This is a genomic window from Mycobacterium conspicuum, assembly GCF_010730195.1.
GTDB lineage: Bacteria > Actinomycetota > Actinomycetes > Mycobacteriales > Mycobacteriaceae > Mycobacterium > Mycobacterium conspicuum.
This window is the reverse complement of record NZ_AP022613.1, coordinates 2652903-2674384: the sequence shown is the minus strand read 5'-3', so window position 1 is coordinate 2674384 and position 21482 is coordinate 2652903. Positions and strand designations below refer to the sequence as shown.

Genomic DNA, 21482 nt, shown 5'->3' with positions numbered 1-21482 from the left:
TCATGGCGGTCCGAGCAGTCCCAGTAGCCGCAAATCGGTGGCGTAGCTGAGGACGGTCGCCGCCGTAACGTGCGGGATATCGGGGTTCTTCTTGTCCGGGCCGAGCTTGGCTTCGCGGACCGCGGCACGGAATCGGTCGGTCGGCGCGTCGCATCCGCGGCTGGGTTCCAGGGGCCGCAACCGCCGGGAATTGCGCGCCAGCACCAGCATCGGCAGCACCGAGTGCCGGCGTTGCCGATCCGGCAGGGCGCGCAGCGCCGCCTCGAACTGCTGCAGCCATTCGTCAAAGTCGTCGATGCGTTGGATCGGGTAGCCCGCCTCGATCAGCCAGTCCACGTACTCATCGAGGCCGATGCCGTCGTCGTGCGGGTTCATCACGTGGTAGGTCTGGAATCGCCGCGACCGGGAGCCAACCACCTGGGGCCGCAGCGCGGCGATCGCCTCGGCGACGAATCCGACTGGCAGGCCGTCGAAGTGCGCTCGTTGCCGGTTGCCGTCGCGGTCGAGCGCGTAGAACGAGCCGGGCGCGATTCCGGTGGCCAACAGGCTTACCGCCATGCGGCTGACCGTATCCGACACGTTGAGTTGGCCGGCGTAGGTGGGGTCGGCCAGCACCATGCCGCAGCGGAACACCGCGACCGGCAGCCCGCACAGGTCGTTCGCCTCGCGCAGCAGCACCTCGCCGGCCCACTTGGTGTTGGCGTAACCGTTGGCCGGGCCGCCATCGGCGGTGCGGGTCGGGCTGATGGCCCTTATGTCGGCGTCCTCGGTGAACATCGAGGGATCGATTTGCTCGCCGACGTCGGCGGTCGAGACATAGCTGTAGGCCTTGAGTTTGGCGCTGAGCGCCAGCCGGATCAGCTCGGCGGTGCCGACGACGTTGGGCCCGAACAGCTCGCTGTACGGCAGGATCGCGCTGACCACCGCCGCGGAATCGACGATCAGGTCGACGCTTTCGGCGAGCCGCTGCCAGGTTCCGGCGGCCAAGCCCAGGTTTTCTTCGCCTTTGTCGCCGGCGATGACCTCCAGGTGATCGGCGGCCAGTTCGCTGAACCGGCGCAGCAGGTGCGGGTCGCCGCTGTCGAACGTGTTGTGCAGCCGACGTCGGGCGTCCTGGTCGGATTCGCCGCGCACCAGACAGATCAGCGTGCCGTCGACGAGCTCCAACTGCTCGAGCAACTCCAGGACCAGGTACCGACCCACGAACCCGGTCGCGCCGGTGAGCAGGATGGTCCGCACCTCGGCGCTCGGGCCGGGTAGCGCCGGGGCGCCGGTCAGCGTCGGCGCGTCGATGAACTTGTCCAGCGTCAGGTCGGCGGCGTGCAGTTCGCGGGCGTCAGGCCCGTGCACGGCCGCGAGGCGCGGGTCGCCGTCGCGGGTGGAGGGGCCGCCCAGTTGCCGGCTCAGGCCGGCGACGGAAGGCGCGTCGAACAGGCTCGCCACCTTGATTGGCACGGCCAGTTCCGCGTCGATCGCGGCGATCACGCGCATCGCGGACAGCGAATCGCCGCCCAGGTCGAAAAACGACTCGTCCACGCCGACGCGCTCGACGCCCAGGATCCGCGCGTAGATGCCGGCCAGGATCTCCTCGACCGGGGTGGACGGCGCGCGGTGGTGCTTGCCGTCGCGGTATTCCGGCGCGGGCAGGGCGCGGACGTCGAGTTTGCCGTTGACGGTCAGCGGCAGCGCGTCGAGCACCACCACCGCGGCGGGCACCAGGTAGGACGGCAGCCGCTCGGCGAGGTGCGCGCGCGTTTCGGCCGGGTCGGCGGTGCCGGTGACATAGGCAACCAGGCGTTTGTCGCCGGGGCGGTCCTCGCGGGCGACGACCGCCGCCTGCCGCACACCGGGCAGCTCGGTCAATGCCGCGGCCACCTCGCCGGGTTCGACCCGGTACCCGCGGATCTTGACCTGCTCGTCGGCGCGGCCGACGTAATGCAGTTGCCCGTCAGGGCGCCAGCGGACCAGGTCCCCGGTGCGATACATGCGCTCGCCCACGCTGAACGGGCAGGCGACAAACCGTGACGACGTCAACGCGGCCCGGCGCACGTACCCGACCCCCACCCCGGAACCGGCCACGTACAACTCCCCGACCACGCCGGGTGGTACCGGCCGCAGCCAGGCGTCGAGCACGAACAACGCCGCCCCCGCCACCGCGGAGCCGATCGGCGGGGCGCCGGATCCCGCCGTCAATGGTGCGCTCATCGCCGCGTCCACCGTCGTCTCGGTCGGGCCGTAGGCGTTGATCATCACCCGCCCGGGCGCCCACCGGTCCACCAACTCCGCGGGGCACGCTTCGGCGCCCACCACCAGGGCCATCGACTCCAGGCCGTCGGGCGACAGCAGGGCCGCCGCGGACGGGCTCTGGGTCAGCACGTCGACGCGCTCGTCGATCAGCAAGTCGTGGAAGTCGCCCGGCGAGACCGTCACCGATTCGGGCACCACCACCAGCCGGCCGCCGGCCAGCAGCGCGCCCCACATTTCCCACGCCGAGACATCGAACGCGTACGAATGGCACTGCGCCCACACGCCCGCGCGTGGCAGCACCTCGCCGAGCGACTCCACCAGCCGGATCACGTTGTGGTGGGTGATGGCCACGCCCTTGGGTGTACCAGTCGTGCCGGAGGTGTACATGACGTAGGCGAGATCGTCGCCGGCGGGCGTCGGCGGGGCCGTGCACGGGTAGCCATGGATGACGGGATCCTCGACGGCGACCACCAGCAGGTCATGGCCATCGAAGCGTGGGCGCAGCTCCGCGGTGGTGACCGCAGCCACCGGGGCGGCGTCGGCGAGGATGAACTCCAACCGCGCCGCCGGTTGCGCCGGGTCGATCGGCAGATACGCGGCCCCGGTCTTCAACACCGCCAGGATGGCGACGATCGCCTCGGCCGATCTCGAAAACATCAGCGCCACTTGAGATCCCGGGCCTGCGCCGTGCTCGGCCAGCAGGTGCGCGAGCCGGTTGGCGGCCTCGTCGACCTCCCGGTAGGTCCACGACCGTGCGCCGAACACCACCGCCACCGCGTCGCGACTGCGCGCCGCCTGCGCGTCCCACAGTGCCGGGATCGACGCCCGGGCGGGCGTCGCGTGGGGCAGCGCCGCCCGATTGCCCCACCGCTCCAGCGTGGTGCGCTCCGCCTCGTCGAGCAGATCCACCGACGACAACCGCGCCGCGGGGTTGGCCGTCAGCGCGACCAACACCCGTTGCAGCCGCTGCACCAGCAGCTCGATGCTGGCCGCGTCGAACACGTCGGTGCGGAACTCCACCGCCCCGCCGATCCCGGCGGGCCGGCCGACCTCGGTGCAGCGTTCGGCCAGGGAGAACGCCAAATCCATGCTGGCGGAATGGGTTTCGACGGGCATCGTGGAGACCTGCAGATCACCCAGGCGCAGCTCGGCCGGGGCGTTGTTCTGCCAGGCGAGCAACACCTGAATCAGGGGGTGATGACTTTGGGATCGGGACGGCTGCAGGCGATCGACGAGCACCTCAAACGGAACGTCCTGGTGCTCGTAGGCGGCCAGGCTGCTCCGCCGCACCTGGGCGAGTAATTCGGCGAAGGTCGGATCCCCGGCCAGGTCGACCCGCAGCACCAGGGTGTTGACGAAGAAACCCACCAGCCCGTCCAGCGCGGCGTCAGCGCGACCGGCGATCGGGAAGCCCACCGCCACGTCGGCGCTGCCGCTCAGCTTTGACAGCAGCACCGCCAGCGCGGCCTGCAGCAGCATGAAGCTGGTCGAATTATGTTCGCGGGCAACCGAAGTGATCCGCTGCTGCAGCGTCGCCGGCCATTGCACCTCCACGTGGGCGCCGCGGTGGTCGGCGATGGTCGGATAGGGCCGGTCGGTGGGTAGCTCCAGGCGGTGCGGCATCCCCGCCAGCGCCTGCTCCCAATACGCCAGCTGCGCGGCAAGGCGGCTCTCGGGGTCCGCGAGATCACCGAGGGTTTCCCGCTGCCACAGGGTGTAATCGACGTACTGCAAAGGCAATTCAACCCAGTCCGGTGGCTGTCCCGCGCAGCGGCTGGCATAGGCCGCGCCCAGATCGGAGGCCAGCACGCCCACCGACCAACCATCCGCGGCGATGTGGTGGACCACGGCCACCAATACGTATTCGTCGTCGGCGACCCGTAAAAGCCTTGCCCGCAACGGTATCTCGTGAGCCAGATCAAAGCTGTGCCGCGCCACCTCCTCGATCGCGCTGGCGAGCCCGGCCCTCGGCCAGCCGATCGCATCGACGACCTCCCACCCGACATCGGCTCGGTCGGCGGATACGACGAGCTGCCGCGGTATCCCGTCGGGCGCAACGAACAGCGTCCGCAGGCTTTCATGGCGGGCCACCACGTCGGCCAGGGCCGCGCCCATCGCGTCGGCATCCACGCGGCCGCGCAGCCGCAACCCCACGGTCATGTTGTAGACCGGCACGGGCCCATACAACTGGGCCAGGAACCACAGCCGGCTCTGCGCGAACGACAACGGGATGGCCGCGGGCCGCTCCCGCGCCAGCAGTGGGGCGTGTCGGTGCGCGTTCGCATCCATGCGGCGGGCCAACTCGGCAACCGTGGGCGCCTCGAATATCGTGCGAACGGCGAGGCCGGCCCCCAGCGCCTTGTTGGCGGCGGCGATCACGCGCATCGCCAGCAGCGAATCGCCGCCCAGGTCGAAGAATGATTCGTCGACCCCGACCCGCTGCAGTCCGAATATTTGCGCGTAGATGCCGGCCAGGAGCTCCTCGACCGGGCCGGCGGGGGCCCGGTAGCGGTCGACGCCTTGGTATTCCGGTGCGGGCAGCGCGCGGGTGTCGAGCTTGCCGTTGGGCGTCAACGGCAGCGCCTCCAAGTTCATCACCGCGGCCGGGACCATGTAGGCCGGTAGCCGCTCGGCCAACCGGGCGCGGATCTCCGACAGGTCCGCTGATCCGGTGACATAACCCACCAGGCGCGGGTGGCCCGGGCGGTCCTCGCGGGCGATCGCCACCGCTTGCTCGACCCCGTCGAGCGCGGCCAGCGCGGCGCGCACTTCGCCGAGCTCGATGCGGTATCCGCGGATCTTGACCTGCTCGTCGGCGCGGCCCAGATAGCGCAGCTGCCCGTCGGTCCCCCAACACACCAGGTCGCCGGTGCGATACATCCGCGTGCCCAGCGCGCCGCCAAACGGGCAGGCCACGAACCGCGACGCCGTCAACCCCGCCCGACGCCAGTACCCGACGCCCACCCCGGCGCCGGCGATGTACAACTCCCCGACCACGCCGGCCGGCACCGGCCGCAACCAGCCGTCCAGCACGAACAGCGCCGAGCCCGGCACCGGCGAGCCAATCGGCACGACACCCGGCCCGGCGCGAAGCGGCGCGCTCATCGCCGCGTAGAACGTCTCGGTGGGGCCGTAGGCATTGATCATCACTCGATCGGGCGCCCAGCGGTCCACCAGCTCGGCCGGGCAGGCTTCCCCGGCGACCACCAACGCCGCCGATTCCAGACCCTCGGGCGAGAGCACCCCGGCCGCCGACGGAGTCTGACTCAGGACGGTGACGCCCTCCGTGACCAACAGGGCGTGCAAGTCGTCCGACGAGTGGGCCACCGGTTCGGGCACCACCACCAGCCGTCCGCCGCCGAGCAACGCCCCCAAGATCTCCCAGACCGACACATCGAAGGCCAGGGAATGCCACTGCGACCACACTCCCGCCGGGGGGAGTTGGGCATGCGGCGACCCCAACAGGTGAGTCACGTTGTGATGGGTGATGGCAACGCCTTTGGGGACGCCGGTGGTGCCCGAGGTATACATGACATAGGCGATACCGTCGGCGGCCGGCGCCGGCGGGGCGGTGCCGGGTTGACCGTCGACGGCGGGGTCGTTCACATCGAGGACGAACAGCCCGTGGCCGTCCAACCGCTCCGCCAGGTCCGCCGTGGTGATCGCGGCGACCGGACTGGCATCGGCGAGCATGAACGCGATCCGGGCCGCCGGAAGCTGCGGATCGATCGGCAGGTAGGCCGCCCCGGTCTTCAGCACCGCCAGGATCGCGGCGACGGCCTCGGCCGAGCGCCCCAGCAACACCGCCACCGTCGCGCCCGGGCCGGCCCCGTGGCCGGACAGCGAGTGCGACAACCGATTAGCGGCCTCGTCCAACTCGCCGTAGCGCCACGAACGGCTCCCGCAACTGACCGCGATCGCGTCCGGGGCGCGCTGCACCTGCGCGGCGAACAACTCCGGGATCGACGTCGCGGTGGGCGGCGTGGCCAACGTCGCGCGGTTGGCCCAGCCATCGAGGCGGGCGCGCTCGGCTCGGCCGAGCAGATCGATCGAACACAGCCGACGGGTCGGGTCGGCGGTCATCGCGACGAGTATCTGCTGCAAACGCCCGATGAGCGTTTCGATGTCGGCCGGGTCGAACACGTCGCCGTCGAATTCGACGCGCAGACCCAGCTCGTGGCCCGGCTGGGCCAGCACGGTCAGCGGATAGTGGGTCGATTCGCGGGTGCGGAATTCGGTGATGGCCCATTCGCTGCCACCCGCGAAGACCGCGCTTTCGACCGGGTAGTTCTCGAACACCAGCAGAGTGTCGAACAGTTGGTCGTGGCCGGTGAGGCGGTGAATCTCGCTCAGCGCGAGGTGTTGGTGCTCAAGGGTTTTGGTGTGGGTGCGTTGCAGTTGGTCGAGCAGGCCGGCGGTGGTGGTGGCCGCGGTGATGTTGGCGCGCACCGGCACCGTGTTGATGAACAGACCCACCATCGATTCCGCGCCGGCCAGCTCGACGGGCCGCCCCGAGACCGGCACGCCGAAGGCGACATCACGCTGGCCGGTCTGCCACGTCAGCAGCTGCGCCCATGCGGCCTGCAGCACGGTACTGACGGTGGTGTGGCAGGAGCGGGCCAGCTCGCCGAGGGCCCGCGTGGTTTCGGCCGGCACCCGGAATGACCGAATGCCTTGCCGGGTAAGGCCCAACCGATCCGGCGGGGCCAGCAGGGTGGGGGTGTCGAAGCCGGCGAACACCTCGCTCCAGGTGGCGCGGGCGGCGTCCAGGTCACGATCGGCCAGCCAGGTGACGAACCGACGGTACGACCCGGCGGGCGGCAGCGGCTGTCGGTGGTAGCCGGCGAAGACTTCCCGCAGCAGGATCGGCGTCGACCAGCCGTCGAGCACGATGTGGTGGCTGGTGAGCACGAACCGGTGCCGCCGCTCGGCGACCCGAATCAGGACGGCCCGAAACGCCGGCGGGGTGGTGAGATCGCAGACCGCGGCACGCTCGGCGGCGCACACCCGATCGATCTGCTCCTCGGCGTCCGCGTCATCGGCGAGTTCCAGGTACCGCCACGGCACCGCGGGATCCGCCGGGATGATCTGCACCGGCTCGTCGAAATCGTCGCAGAACCGGGCGGCCACGTTGGGATGCCGATCGACCACGGCTTGCAGCGCGGCGCGCAGCCGCTGGGGGTCAAGAGAGCCGGTCACGGCGAAATCCAGCTGCACCCAATACACGTCGTCACCGCCGCGCGCGGTGCCGGCGTGGAAGAGCAGCCCCTGCTGCATCGGCGTGAGGGGAAGCACGTCGGCGACGCGGTATTGCCGCTGCAGCTCGTCGAGTTGCTGTTGGCTCAGCCGCGCCGGCACGACGTCCGAGGGCGTCAGCCCGCCCCCACCGGCTCGCACGTGCGCGCAGATGCCGGCCAGCGCGTCGAACCACAACTGGCCCAGCCGGGTGACCTGAGCGCGATCGAGCGCCGACGGCGCCCACATGAATTCGGCCTGCAGGTGCGGGCCGGCGTCGGTGTCCACGGTGGCCGCGTTGACCTCCACCGCGTGCGCCAGCGGCAGCGCCAACCCGGCGCTGCTGTGGCGGTCGGCGGCCCGCGGGCAGATCCGCCACCCGTCATCACCGGCCGTCGCATTCGGTGCGCCGAGGCGGCCCAGGTAGTTGAATCCGATCGACGGGTCCGGTCCGGTAAGCTCGACGCCGGGGTTGAGGTAACGCAACATTCCAAAGGTCAAGGGATCCGGGATGTTTCGCAGTTGCTCCTTGGCATCCTTGATCGCCGCCCCCAACGTCGGATCGCCGGCGAGCACCCGCGACCACGGCAACCCGCGCAACACCAGTGACACCGGATATTTGGCGGTGAACCAGCCCACCGTGCGTGACAGGTCAACGTGCTCGCCGCGGGTGGCCAGTTCCTCGTCGCGCCCGTGTCCCTCGACGTCGATGCCGAGCGGCGTGGCGCCGGCGCCGAAGCATTCGGCGCATGCCAGGGCGAAGGCGATCAACAGGATGTCTTGCACGCCAGCGTGAAACGCCGCGGGGACCGGGCCGAGCAGCATGCGGGTGGTCTCCACATCCAGCGGCGCCGACAGGTGCCCGGCGCTGGCGAAGGTGTCCACCTCCGGCCGCGGCGCGGGCAGCGCGGCCGGCGCCGCCATCACCCGACGCCAGGCCGGCGCCTGGTTCACCACCGCAGGGGCGTGCGCATGGTCGACCAGCAGTGCCGCCCACCGGGCGAACGACGTCCCGCCCGGCGGCAACAACACCGGCTGCCCGCCGCGATGCTGCGCCCAGGCAATATTGAAGTCGCCCAACAAAATCCGCCACGACACCCCGTCGACGGCCAGATGATGAAGGATCAAGACCAGCTGGCTGGTGGGGGCTACCCACAGCGCGCTCAGCATGATCCCCGCCGACGGCTTGAGCCGGGCCCGGGCCGCGACCACCGCCTCCTCGGTCAGCGCCGCCACGACGCGCAGGCACTCGCGCACCCGCACCGAACCCGCCTCGGGCACCGTCATGGCCCATCCCCCGGCACCGTCATCCACGACACGGAGCCGCAGCATGGGATGCCGATCTATTAAGGCCTGCAACACAATTGACACGTCGTGTTCGGTTACCCCCACCGGGGCCTGCAGCACCACCGTCTGATTGAACTCGTCGACGGGTCCGCCGAGGCCCCGCAGCCAATGCATGATCGGGGTGGCAGGCACGGGGCCGAGCCCCTCGTCGATGACGTCGGACGCAGCGTCGGCCAGCCGCGCCGACTTGGCGAGCCTGGTTACGGTCTGCTCCACCATGATGTCGCGCGGCCGACACAGCACACCGGCCGCCCGCGCCCGGGCCACCACTTGCATCGACAGGATGCTGTCCCCACCCAGCTCGAAAAACGATTCGTCGACGCCGACTCGCTCCAGCCCCAGCACCTGGGCGTAGATCTCGGCCAGGATTTCCTCGACCGCCCCGCTGGGGGCGCGGTAGTGATCGCCGTCCTGATATTGCGGCGCCGGCAAGGCCTGGCGGTCGAGCTTTCCTGAAGCGCTCAACGGGAACTCGTCGAGCACCACGATCTGCGTCGGCACCATGTACTCGGGCAGCTGCGCGCGCAGCCGCTCACGCAGCGCGGTGACCTTGGTGTTGATGTGCGGGTCATTGCTGAGGGTGGCCCGCGTCAGCGGCAGGTAGATGTCGGTCAGCGCGGCGTCGGTGGGAGTGAAGAAGACGGCGTCGACGGTGCCGGGAAGCCCGCCCCAGGTGACGGCGACGTGGTATCCCGTTGCTGCGCCGAGACGGTGCAAGTCTTCGGGCGTGACGCTGTCTGCGCCGTGCCCGAGTGCGTCGGCCAGGGGTAGCCCGTCGGCCACCGCGCTCTCGATGTGGACGTCGGTGATCAGTCCGGCGCGGGGGATGTCGGTGACGCGCACGGCGGCGGGATGCTCGGACGTCAGCCGGGTGCGCAGGGCGTCCAGGCCCGGCGATGCCGGCCAGGACCAGGTGGGGGCGGCGGCCAGTGAGCGCGCCGGCGTCGGCGCCTTGTGCACGATGACGTCGTAGCGGTAGCGGTTGAGTTCGTTGTCCGCTGTGCCGCGTTTGACTTGGATGTCGAGCCCGGCCACCGCCGGACGGTCACCGGCCCAGGTGGTGAAAAACTCTGGGGCAACCAGCAATTCGGATTCGTTGACCGTGGCGCGGTGGACGCGTTGACGGATCTCGGCGGTGTCGGTGCCGGCGGTGCGGGCGAGCGCGACCGCAGCCCGGAACGCTCCCTGCAGCGCATGGTTGCGGACGTCGCCGATGAATAGCGCCCCGCCGGGGGCCAGCAGATCCATTGCGCCGTCGATCAGGTCGGTCAGATATCCCCCGTTGGGGAAGTACTGGACGACGGAGTTGAGGATGATGGTGTCGAAGTGACCGCGCGGCAGTGCATCGGTGACGTGCGCCGGTTGGGCCAGCAGCTGGATTCGATCACGCCATGGGATCTGCAATCGCTCCAGCGTTCGGGCGAGGTTGTCGATCGCGGCCGCCGACATGTCGGTGGCGACGTAAGTTTCGCAGTGCGGCGCGATCTGTGACAGCACCAGGCCCGAGCCCGCGCCGATCTCCAATGCCCGCCGCGGCCGCAGCGCCATGATCCGATCCACCGTGGCCGAACGCCACTCCAGCATCTCCTCGAGCGGTATCGGATCATCGGTGTAGCTGCTATTCCAGCCGCGAAAATCCATGCCAAATCCGGGCGTATCGACCTGCGCGCCATACAGCTCGTCGTACACGTGTTGCCACTGTCCGACGATTTCCGCGTCTTGCTCGGCGTCGTGGTGGGCGGCGGCGCCGTGTCGGAAGGTGACGTAAGCGACGAGGTGCGCGCCCCCGGTGGCGCCGCGGTGTGCGGTGGCGGCGGCCTGATTGACCTGCGGGCAGGCCAGCAGGGTGCTTTCGATTTCACCCAACTCAATGCGATATCCGCGGACTTTGACCTGCTCGTCGGCACGCCCCAGATACCGCAGTTTCCCATCGGCACCCCAGCAGGCCAGGTCCCCGGTGCGATACATGCGTTGACCGGTTGCAAAAGGACACGCCACGAACCGCGACGCCGTCAGCCCGGCCTGGCGCCAATACCCCACGGTCACCCCGGCACCGGCCACGTACAACTCCCCGACCACCCCGGCCGGTACCGGACGGAGCCAGCCGTCCAGCACGAATAACGCCGCCCCCGGCACCGGTGAACCGATCGGCACGGCCCGCGACCCCGAGGGAGCTAGCGGCGCACTCGTCGCCGCATACACCGTGGCCTCGGTGGGGCCGTAGGCGTTGATCATCACTCGCCCGGGCGCCCACCGGTCCACCAACTCGGCCGGGCAGGCCTCACCGGCCACCACCAGCGCCGCCGATTCCAGTCCCCGGGGTGAAAGCATCCCCAGCGCGGACGGGGTCTGGCAGATGACGGTGGCGTGCTCGGCGACCAGTAAGGCGTGGAAGTCTTCGGGTGAGCGGGCCACCCACTCGGGCGCGACGACCAGCCTCCCGCCGTGCAGGAGCGCGCCCCAGATCTCCCAGACCGAGACGTCGAAGGCCAGCGAATGCCATTGTGACCACACCCCGGCCGCGGGCAGATGGGCGTGCCGCGACTCGACCAGCTGGGCGACGTTGCGATGGGTCACGGCCACACCCTTGGGAACTCCGGTCGTTCCCGAGGTGTAGATGACGTAGGCGATGTCCTGCGGGTCCGGGTCGAAAGGCGCTGCCGCGCAGGGATAGTCGATCAGGGACGGGTCCGCGATATCGATGACCGGCAGGTGATGTTCGGCGAGCCGGCCGGCCAGCGCCGCGGTGCTGATCGCGGCGATCGGGGCGGCATCGGCGATCATGAACCCGACTCGCGCCGCGGGCAGTGCGGCATCGACGGGCAGATAGGCGGCCCCGGTCTTAAGCACCGCCAAGATCGCCACGATCGCCTCGGCCGACCGCTCCAACAGCACCGCCACACACGCCCCCGGGCCCGCTCCGCGACCAGACAGCAAGTGCGCCAACCGATTAGCGGCTTCGTCCAGCTCGCGATACGTCATCGAGCGGCCCTCGAACGTCAGCGCCGCCGCGTCCGGTGAGCGGTGCACCTGGGCGGTGAACAAGGCGGGAATCGACGCCGCCGCCGGCCGCCGGCTCAACGCGGCCCGGTTGCCCCACCGATGCAGTCGGGCGCGCTCGTGGCCATCCACCACATCGATCGACGACAGCCGCCGGCTCGGGTCCGTGGTCATGGCCGCCAACAGTTTCTGCAGCCGGGCGATCAACGCGTCGATGTCGTCGGCGTCGAACACGTCGGTGTCGAACTCGACCCGAAGCCCGAGCTCACTGCCGGGCAGCACGCGAATTGTCAACGGGTAGTGGGTGTAATCGCGGCTGGCGCTCTCGGTGATGGCCAATCCGTGGGTTCCGCCGAGCAGTACCCCGGTGTCGATCGGATAGTTCTGGTAGACGAACAACGTGTCGAACAGCCGCTCCCGGCCGGTGACGCGGTGAATCTCGCTCAGCGCGAGGTGCTGGTGCTCCAGCGTTGCGCTGTGCGCGTCCTGCAGCTGATCGAGCAGGGCCGCGGTGGTCATCGTCGCGGTCATCGTCGCCCGCACCGGCACCGTGTTGATCAACAGCCCCAGCGTCGAGTCCGCGCCTGGCAGCTCGGCCGGGCGCCCCGAAACGGGGCAGCCGAAAACCACATCATGCTGTCCGGTCAGCCCCATCAGCAGCTGCGCCCAGGCGGCCTGCAACACGGTGTTCACGGTGGTGTGGCAGCTGCGCGCCAGCCGGCTCACCGCCCGGGTGGTGGCCAGCGGTACCCGCACCGACGTCGCGCTCCGCGGACCCGCGCCCACCCAGTCCGGCGGGCCGACCAATGTCGGGGTGTCGAGGCCGGCCAGCACCTCCCCCCAGGCCGCGCGGGCAGCGCTCAGGTCGCGGCCGGCCAGCCAGGCCATGTACCGGCGGTACGAGCCGGGCGCGGGCAGCGTTTGCCCGTCGTATCCGGCGAAGATCTCCCGCAACAGGATTGGCATCGACCAGCCGTCCAGCACGATGTGGTGATTGGTCAGCACGAAGCGATACCGCTGCTCGGCCGTGCGGATTAGCGCGGCCCGAAACGCCGGCTCGTCGCCCAGTCCGCACGCCGCCGCCCGCTCGTCGGCGCACACCCGCTCGACCTGCTGATCGGTAGCGACCTCGAGATAGCGCCACGGCGCCACCGGCTCGGCCGGAATGATTTGCACCGGTTCCTCGAACCGATCGCAGAACCGCGCTGCCAACTGGGGATGCCGCTCGATCACCGCCTGCACCGCGTCGCGCAGCCGGCCGGGATCAAGGGCTCCGGTGATCGTGAAATCCAGTTGCACCGCGTACACGTCGTCGTGGTCGTGCGTGGCGTGAAACAGCAGTCCTTGCTGCACCGGCGACAACGGCAGCACATCGGCGAGCGAGTACTGCCGCTGCAGCTCGTCGATCTGCTGCTGGCTCAACCGGGCGGGCACGATGTCCGAGGGCGTCAGCCCACCGCCGCCGCGTTGGACGTGCGCGCAGATCCCGGCCAGCGCCTCGAACCACAACCGGCCGAGCCGCTCGACCTGAGGCCGATTCAGCACCGACGATGCCCACAGCCAGTCGGCGCGCAACCGCGGACCGGCGTCACTTTCTGAGGCGACGGCGTTCACCTCGACGGCGTGCGGCAGCGGCATCGGCAGCCCGGTGTTGCTGTTGCCCGAATCCCGCGGGCAGACTCGCCAGCCGTTTGCCGTCTCGCCCTGGATGCCAAGGCGGCCAAGGTAATTGAACCCGATGGCCGGGTCCGGGCCACTCAGCTCCGAGTCGGGGCTGAGGTAGCGCAGCACACCGTAGGTCAAGGGGTTCGGCAGGCCACGCAGCTGTTCCTTGGCGTCCTTCAGCACCGTTCCCAGCGCGGCGTCGCCGGCTTTGACCGCCGACCAGTGCAGCCCGCTAACCGCAAGCGCGACAGGGTATTTCGCGGTGAACCAGCCGACCGTGCGGGATAGGTCGAGGTCGGGGGCGAGCTCCTCGTGCCGCCCGTGACCCTCGACGTCGATGCCGGTGGGCGCGCCGCCGGTCGCAAAGAACTCGGCGCACGCCAGGGCAAACGCGATCAACAGGATGTCTTGCACGCCAGCATGAAACGCTGCGGGAACCGCGCCGAGCAGCGCGCGGGTGGTCTCGACGTCCAGGGTCATCGACGCCTCGCCGGCCGTGGAGAAGGTGTCCATCACGGGACTCAGCGCTGGCAACACCGGGGGCGCCGCGAGCACCTGGCGCCAGCGGTCCGCCTGCTCGAGCACCGCTGGGTCGTGCGCGTATTCCTCCAGCAGCGACGCCCACCGTTGAAACGACGTGCCCGCCGGCGGCAACTCGACCGGCAGCGCGCAACTGTGCTGCGCCCATGCGGTGGCGAGGTCGCCCAGCAGGATCCGCCAGGACACCCCGTCGACGGCCAGATGGTGCACCGTCAGCGCAAGCTGCGCGGTGTCGGTGGCCCACAGCGCGCTGAGCATCACGCCGTCGGCCGGATCCAACCGGGACCGGGCCTGCGCCAGCGCATCATCGGACAGTTCGTCGACGGCGTGCAGGTGACTTTTCGCGTCCACCGAACCCGGTTCGGGCACCCACAACGACCCGGCTGGGTCGTTCCTGTCCACCTGCAGGCGCAGCATGGCGTGCCGGTCCAGCACGGCCTGCAGCGCGACCGCGACGTCGGCCTCCGTCACCTCGGCGGGTGCCTGCAACACGATCGTCTGGTTGAACTGGTCGACGGGGCCGTCCACCGCGTGCAGCCATCGCATGATCGGGGTGGCCGGCACCAAGCCAACCCCGTCGTCGACGGCGGCCGCGGCCGCGGTGACCCGTGCTACAGCGGCCAACCTGCTGACCGTCTGCTCGACGAAGATGTCGCCCGGCTTGCACAGCACGCCGGCAGCACGCGCCCGCGCCACCACTTGCATGGACAGGATGCTGTCGCCGCCGAGATCGAAGAATGACTCGTCCACGCCGACGCGTTTCATGCCCAGCACCTCGGCGTAGATCGCGGCCAGGATCTCCTCGGTAGGGGTCGACGGGGCGCGATAGGCCTCGACATCGCCGTATTCGGGCGCCGGCAGGGCACGCCTGTCGAGCTTGCCGTTGACCGTCAGCGGCAGCGCATCAAGTGCCACCACCGCGGCCGGCACCATGTAAGACGGGAGGCGCTCGGCCAATTCGGCGCGCAACCGCGCCGGGTCGGCGGTTCCGGTGATGTAGCCCACCAGACGCTTGTCGCCCTCGCGGTCCTCGCGGGCGATCACGACTGCCTGCCGCACCCCGTCCAATCCGGTTAGGGCGGTGGCGACTTCGCCGCACTCGATGCGGTAGCCGCGAATCTTGACCTGTTCGTCGGCGCGGCCCAGGTAGTCCAGCTGACCATCCGCCCGCCAGCGCACCAGGTCCCCGGTGCGGTACATTCTCGTGCCGGGCGCTGCCGAGCCGCCAAACGGGCAGGCAACGAACCGTGACGCCGTCAGCCCGCCGCGACGCCAATACCCAACGCCCACACCGCGACCCGACACGTACAACTCGCCGACCACCCCGGGCGGCACCGGTCGCAGCCACGCGTCCAGAACGAACAACGCCGCCCCGGCGACGGGTGAGCCGATCGGCGGCACCCCGGAACCCGGGGTCAAGACCGTGCTCATCGATGCATAGATCGTGGTCTCGGTGGGGCCGTAGGCGTTGATCATCACCCGTCCGGGCGCCCAACTGTCCACCACCTCGGCCGCGCAGGCCTCGCCGGCCACCACCAGCGCCGCCGATTCCAGGCCCGTCGGTGGCAACATTCTTGCCGCCGAGGGGGTTTGGCTGACCACGTCGACTCGTTCGGCCGCCAGCAACGCGTGCAGATCATTCGGGGCGGCCGCGACTTCGTCGGGCACCACCACCAACCGACCGCCGGCCAGCAGCGCGCCCCAGATCTCCCACGCCGACACATCGAACGCGTAGGAGTGCCACTGACTCACGGTGAACGGCGTTGGGCGACTGTCGGTTTCAAAGAAACCGGTGAGCCCGAACAGTTGGGTGACGTTGCGGTGGGCGATGGCCACCCCTTTGGGCACACCGGTCGTGCCCGAGGTGTAGATGATGTAGGCGATGTCTTGGGCATCCGGGGCATCCGGGGCGTCCGGTGAGGGCATGGCTTCGCCTGGGTCCCCCGGATCGTCCACGCAGATCACCGGCAGGCCACAGTCGTTGAGGCGGGACCGCAGCGCGGTGACGGTCATCGCGGCCACCGGCGCGGCGTCGGTGAGCATGAACGCGATCCGCGCGGCGGGCAGCGACGGGTCGATCGGCAGATAGGCCGCACCGGATTTGAGTACCGCCGCCATCGCCACGATGGCCTCCGCGGAACGCGAGAACAGCAGCGCCACAGCGGAACCGCGGCCAACACCATGACCGGTCAGCGACCGCGCCAACCGGGTGGACGCGTCGTCGAGCTCCCGATAGGTCATCGACCGGCCCGCGAAGCTCACCGCCACCGCATCGGGCGTGCGCTCGACTTGGTCGGCCAACGCCGCGGGGATCGACAGCGCGGGCGGCGCGGGCTGGGCCAGCACCGCCCGGTTGCCCCAGCGTCCGAGGCGGCGGTGCTCACCCTCGTCGAGCAGGTCCACCGTCGACAAGCGCAGCCCCGGATTGGCCGTCGTCGCGACCAGAACCCGCCGCAGCCGGTCGACCAGGGTTTCGATGCTGGCCGCGTCGAACACGTCGGTCCGGAATTCCACCGTCGCCTCGATCCCGGCCGGCGCACCGGTACCGGTGCGCCGCTCGGTCAGGGAGAACACCAAATCCATTCGGGCGGTGTGGGTTTCGATCGGCATCGGGGTGGCCCGCGCGTCACCCAGAGTCAGCTCGCCCGGGGTGTTGGTCTGCCAGGCCAGCAGGACCTGGATCAGGGGATGATGGTTCAGCGACCGTGGGGGTTGCAGCCGATCCACCAGCACCTCGAACGGCACGTCTTGATGCTCGTAGGCCGCCAGGCTGCGCCGACGCACCTGGGCCAGCAGTTCGGTGAAGGTCGGGTCCCCGGCGAGGTCGACGCGCAACACGAGGGTGTTGACGAAAAACCCCACCAGCCCATCCAGCGCGGGATCGCCGCGACCGGCGATCGGGAATCCCACGGCTACGTCGACGCTGCCGCTCAGCCGCGACAACAGCACCGCGAGCGCCGCCTGGATCACCATGAAGCTGGTCGAATGGTGTTCGCGGGCAACCGAAGCCAGCTGTTGCTGCAACGAGGCCGGCCATTCCACGGTCACGCTGGCGCCCCGGTGATCGGCCACCAACGGATACGGCCGATCGGTGGGCAGCTCCAGGCGTTGGGGCAGTCCGGCCAGGGCCCGCTCCCAATACGCCAACTGCCCGCCGAGGTCACCCCACTGCGCGTGCTGCCACAACGCGTAGTCGGCGTACTGCACCGGCAGGGGCGCCCAGTCCGGCGCCTGACCCGCGCACCGGCTTGCGTAGGCTGCGGCCAAATCGGCGGCCAGCACACCGATCGACCAGCCATCGGCGGCGATGTGGTGGACCACGGCCACCAGCACGTGCTCGGAGTCGGTGATCCGGAAAAGCTTTGCCCGCAACGGTATTTCGGTCGCCAGATCGAACGGGCTGCGGGCTTCCTCCTCGGCGCTGTCCTGCAGCCGGGCCGTCGACCAGTCGGCCGCGTCGACGACCTCCCAGCCGAAGTCCGCGCGCTCCGCGGGCACAACGACCTGCCGCGCCACCCCGGCGGCGGCGGGAAACGTGGTGCGCAGGCTCTCATGTCGGCCGACCACGTCGGCGAGTGCCGCGCCCAGCGCCTCGGTATCCAGGTGGCCGGTGCAGCGCAACGCGATCGCCATGTTGTAGAGGGGAGACGGACCTTCCAGCTGGTCGATGACCCACAACCGGCTTTGGGAGTACGACAGCGGGATCACCGCGGGCCGATCCGCCGGCACCAGCGGCGCCAGCCCCCGGGAGCCGCCGTCGACGCGAGCGGCCAACCGCGCGACCGTCGGCGCATCGAACAGCGCGCCCACCCTGAGGTCGACGTCCAGGGCCGCGCTGGCCGCGGCGACCACGCGCATCGCCAGCAGCGAATCCCCGCCCAGGTCGAAGAAAGAATCCTCGACACCCACGCGCTCGACGCCCAACACGCGGGCGTAGATGCCGGCCAGGATGTCCTCGATCGGCGTGGACGGCGCGCGGTAGCGGTCACCGTCGTGGTACTCCGGCGCCGGCAGCGCACCGGTGTCGAGCTTGCCGTTGACCGTCAGCGGCAGCGCCGCCACCGCGACCACCGCGGCCGGCACCATGTAGCCGGGCAGCCGCTCGGCGACCAGTTCGCGCGCCGCCGCGGGGTCCGCGCTGCCCGTGATGTAACCCACCAGGCGCTTGTCCCCGGGGCGATCCTCGCGGGCGATCACCACCGCCTGCTCGACGCCGGGCAGCGCGGCCAGCGCCGCCTGGATCTCGCCGGGTTCGATGCGATAGCCACGCAGCTTGACCTGCTCATCCGCGCGCCCGACGTACGTCAGCGCGCCGTCAGCGCGCCAGCACACCAGGTCCCCGGTGCGATACATCCGGGCACCGGTTCCACCGAACGGGCACGCCACGAAGCGCGCCGCCGTCAGGCCCGCCCGGCGCAGGTATCCGACGCCCACACCGGCGCCGGCCACGTACAACTCACCGACCACACCGGGCGGCACCGGCTGCAACCAATCGTCCAGCACGAACAGGGCCGCCCCGGGCACGGGCGACCCGATCGGCGGCACCCCCGAATGCGCCCGCAGGGCTCCGCTCAGCGCCACATAGATGGTGGTTTCGGTGGGACCGTAGGCGTTGATCATCACCCGCCCGGGGGCCCACCGATCCACCACCTCGGCCGGGCATGCCTCGCCGCCCACCAGCAAGGCCGCGGAGTCCAGCCCGTCGGTCGACAATGCCCCCACCGCCGACGGGGTCTGGGTGATCACGTTGACCCGCTGCGAGACCAGCAGTTCGTGGAAGTCGCTCGGCGAGCCCGCCACCGACTCGGGCACCACCACCAGCCGGCCGCCCCGCAAGAGCGCACCCCAGGTCTCCCACACCGAGAAGTCGAAGACATAGGAGTGGCATTGCGTCCACACCTGCTCCGCGGCCGTCGGGAGGCCCGCGTCCAGCGACGCGATCAGCTGGGTCAGGTTGCGATGCGTAATGGCCACACCCTTGGGCGCACCGGTCGTGCCCGAGGTGTAGATGACGTACGCGATGCCGTCCGCCGCCGGCGCGGGCAAGCTCGTGCACGGGTAGCCGGCGATGCACGGGTCGGCGACGTCGAGGACGGGCAAGTCGTGTCCATCCAGCCGCGGGCGCAGTGCGGCGGTGGTGATCGCGGCCGTCGGCGCGGCATCCCCGAGCATGAAATCGGTACGCGCCGCCGGGTGGGCCGGGTCCAGCGGTACGTACGCCGCCCCGGTCTTGAGCACCGCCAGGATCGCGACGATCGCCTCCGCCGACCGCTCACACAGCAACGCCACACACGCGCCCGAGCCGATGCCACGGTCAACAAGTAAGTGCGCCAACCGATTCGACGCTTCCTCGACGTCCCGGTACGTCCACGAGCGGTCTGCGCACACCAGCGCCACCGAGTCGGGCGACCGCGCGGCCTGGGCGGCAAACACCTCGGGAATCGCCACAGCCGCGGGCGCGGCCCGAGTCAATGCCGACCGGTTACCCCAGCCCTGCAGCAGGGCCCGTTCCCCGGCGTCGAGCAGATCCAACGACGACACCCGCGCCGTCGGGTCGGCCGTCACCGCGACCAAGACCTTTTCGAAACGCCGCACCAGCGTCTCGATGCTGGCGGCGTCGAACACGTCGGTGCGGAATTCCACCGTCCCGACGATGCCGTCGGGCACACCGTTGTCGGTGAAGCGTTCAGCCAGGGAGAACACCAGATCCATGCGGGCGGTGTGGGTGCGCAGCGCCATGGGACTTGCTTGCAGATCCCCCAGCGCCAGCCCGGCGGCGGGGTCGTCGTATTGCCAGGTGAAGTTCTGCCAGGCCAACATCACCTGGATCAGCGGGTGATGCGTCCGCGATCGCGGGGGGTTGAGCCTATCGACAAGCGCTTCGAAGGGCACGTCCTGGTGCTCGTAGGCGGACAGGCTTCGCTGTCGTACCTGATCGAGTAGCTCGGTGAAGGTCGGATTCCCGGTCAGGTCGGTCCGCAACACCAGGGTGTTGACGAAGAATCCGATCAGGCCGTCCAGGGCCGGATCTCCGCGGCCGGCGATCGGGAATCCCACCGCCACGTCGGCGCTGCTGCTCAGGCGCGACAACAGCGCCGCCAGGGCGGCTTGAACCACCATGAAGCTGGTCGAATTATATTCGTGGGCAACGCTTCCCACCCGCCGCTGCAAGTCGGCCGACCACTCCACCACCACGCTGGCGCCACGGTGGTCGGCGACCAACGGGTAGGGCCGATCGGTCGGCAGAGCAAGGCGGTCGGGCATGCCTGCGAGCGCCTCTTCCCAATAGCCGACTTGGGCCGCCAATGGGCTGTTTCGGTCCGCCAGATCACCGAGATTCTCCCGCTGCCACAGCGCGTAATCGACGTACTGCACCGGCAATTCGGCCCAGCCCGGGGCCTGGCCGGCGCACCGGCTGACGTAGGCCGCTCCCAGATCGGCGGCCAGCACACCGATCGACCAACCGTCTCCGGCGATGTGGTGCAGCGTGATGAGCAACACGTGCTCGCAGTCTGCGACACGGAAAAGCCTTGCCCGGAACGGAATTTCGGCTTCCAGGTCGAAACAGCCACGCGCCGCCTCTTCGATGGCCTCGCTCAACGTGTCCGCCGGCCATCCCGTCGCATCCACGACCCCCCAGCCGAAGTCGGCGCGATCGCCCGAAACGATCAGTTGCTGGGGTATCCCGTCGACCGCCGAAAACACGGTGCGCAGGCTCTCGTGCCGACCCACCAGATCGACCAGCGCCACCTGCAGTGCGTCGACATCCAGCTGCCCTCGCAGGCGCAGCGCCATCGACCGGTTGTAAACCGGTGAGGGCCCCTGCAATTGGGCGATGAACCACAGCCTGCTCTGCGCGAACGACAACGGAATCACCGCGGGCCGCGCCCCGGCCCGCAACGGCATGAGCCCACCAGAGTTGCCGTCGATGCGCGCCGCCAACTGGGCGATCGTCGGCGAGTTGAACAGGGCGCCCACCTTGAGGTCGACGTCCAGGGCCGCGTTGACCGCGGTGATGGCCCGCATCGCCGACAACGAATCCCCGCCCAGATCGAAGAACGACTCGTCGATGCCGACCTCGTCCACGCCGAGCAGGCGCGCGAAGACGTCGTGCAGCACTTGCTTGATGCGGGGGTCGATGCGCGGCTCCGGTGCCGGCAGGGCGCGGGTGTCGACGTCGCCGTCGGCGGTCAACGGCAGCGCTTCGAGCACCAGCACCTCGGCCGGAATCATGTAGGACGGCAACCGCTCCGCCAGCCCCGCGCGCGCCCCGGCCGGGTCCACCGCCCCACGGCGGGACTCGGTGACATAGCCGACCAGTCGCCGGTCGCCGGGGCGGTCCTCGCGGACGATCACCGCCGCCCGATCCACCCCCGCCAGCTCCGCCAGCGCGGCCCGAACCTCCCCCAGCTCGACACGGTAGCCACGGATCTTGACCGGCTCATCCC

The 21482-nt window shown here is 70.0% G+C and carries 1 pseudogene; it reads right to left on the bottom strand.

The annotated features are described in order from the left end of the window. A pseudogene (locus G6N66_RS30575) lies at window positions 1–21480 on the bottom strand (non-ribosomal peptide synthase/polyketide synthase); the annotation flags it as partial. Window positions 21481–21482 lie beyond the last annotated feature (2 nt).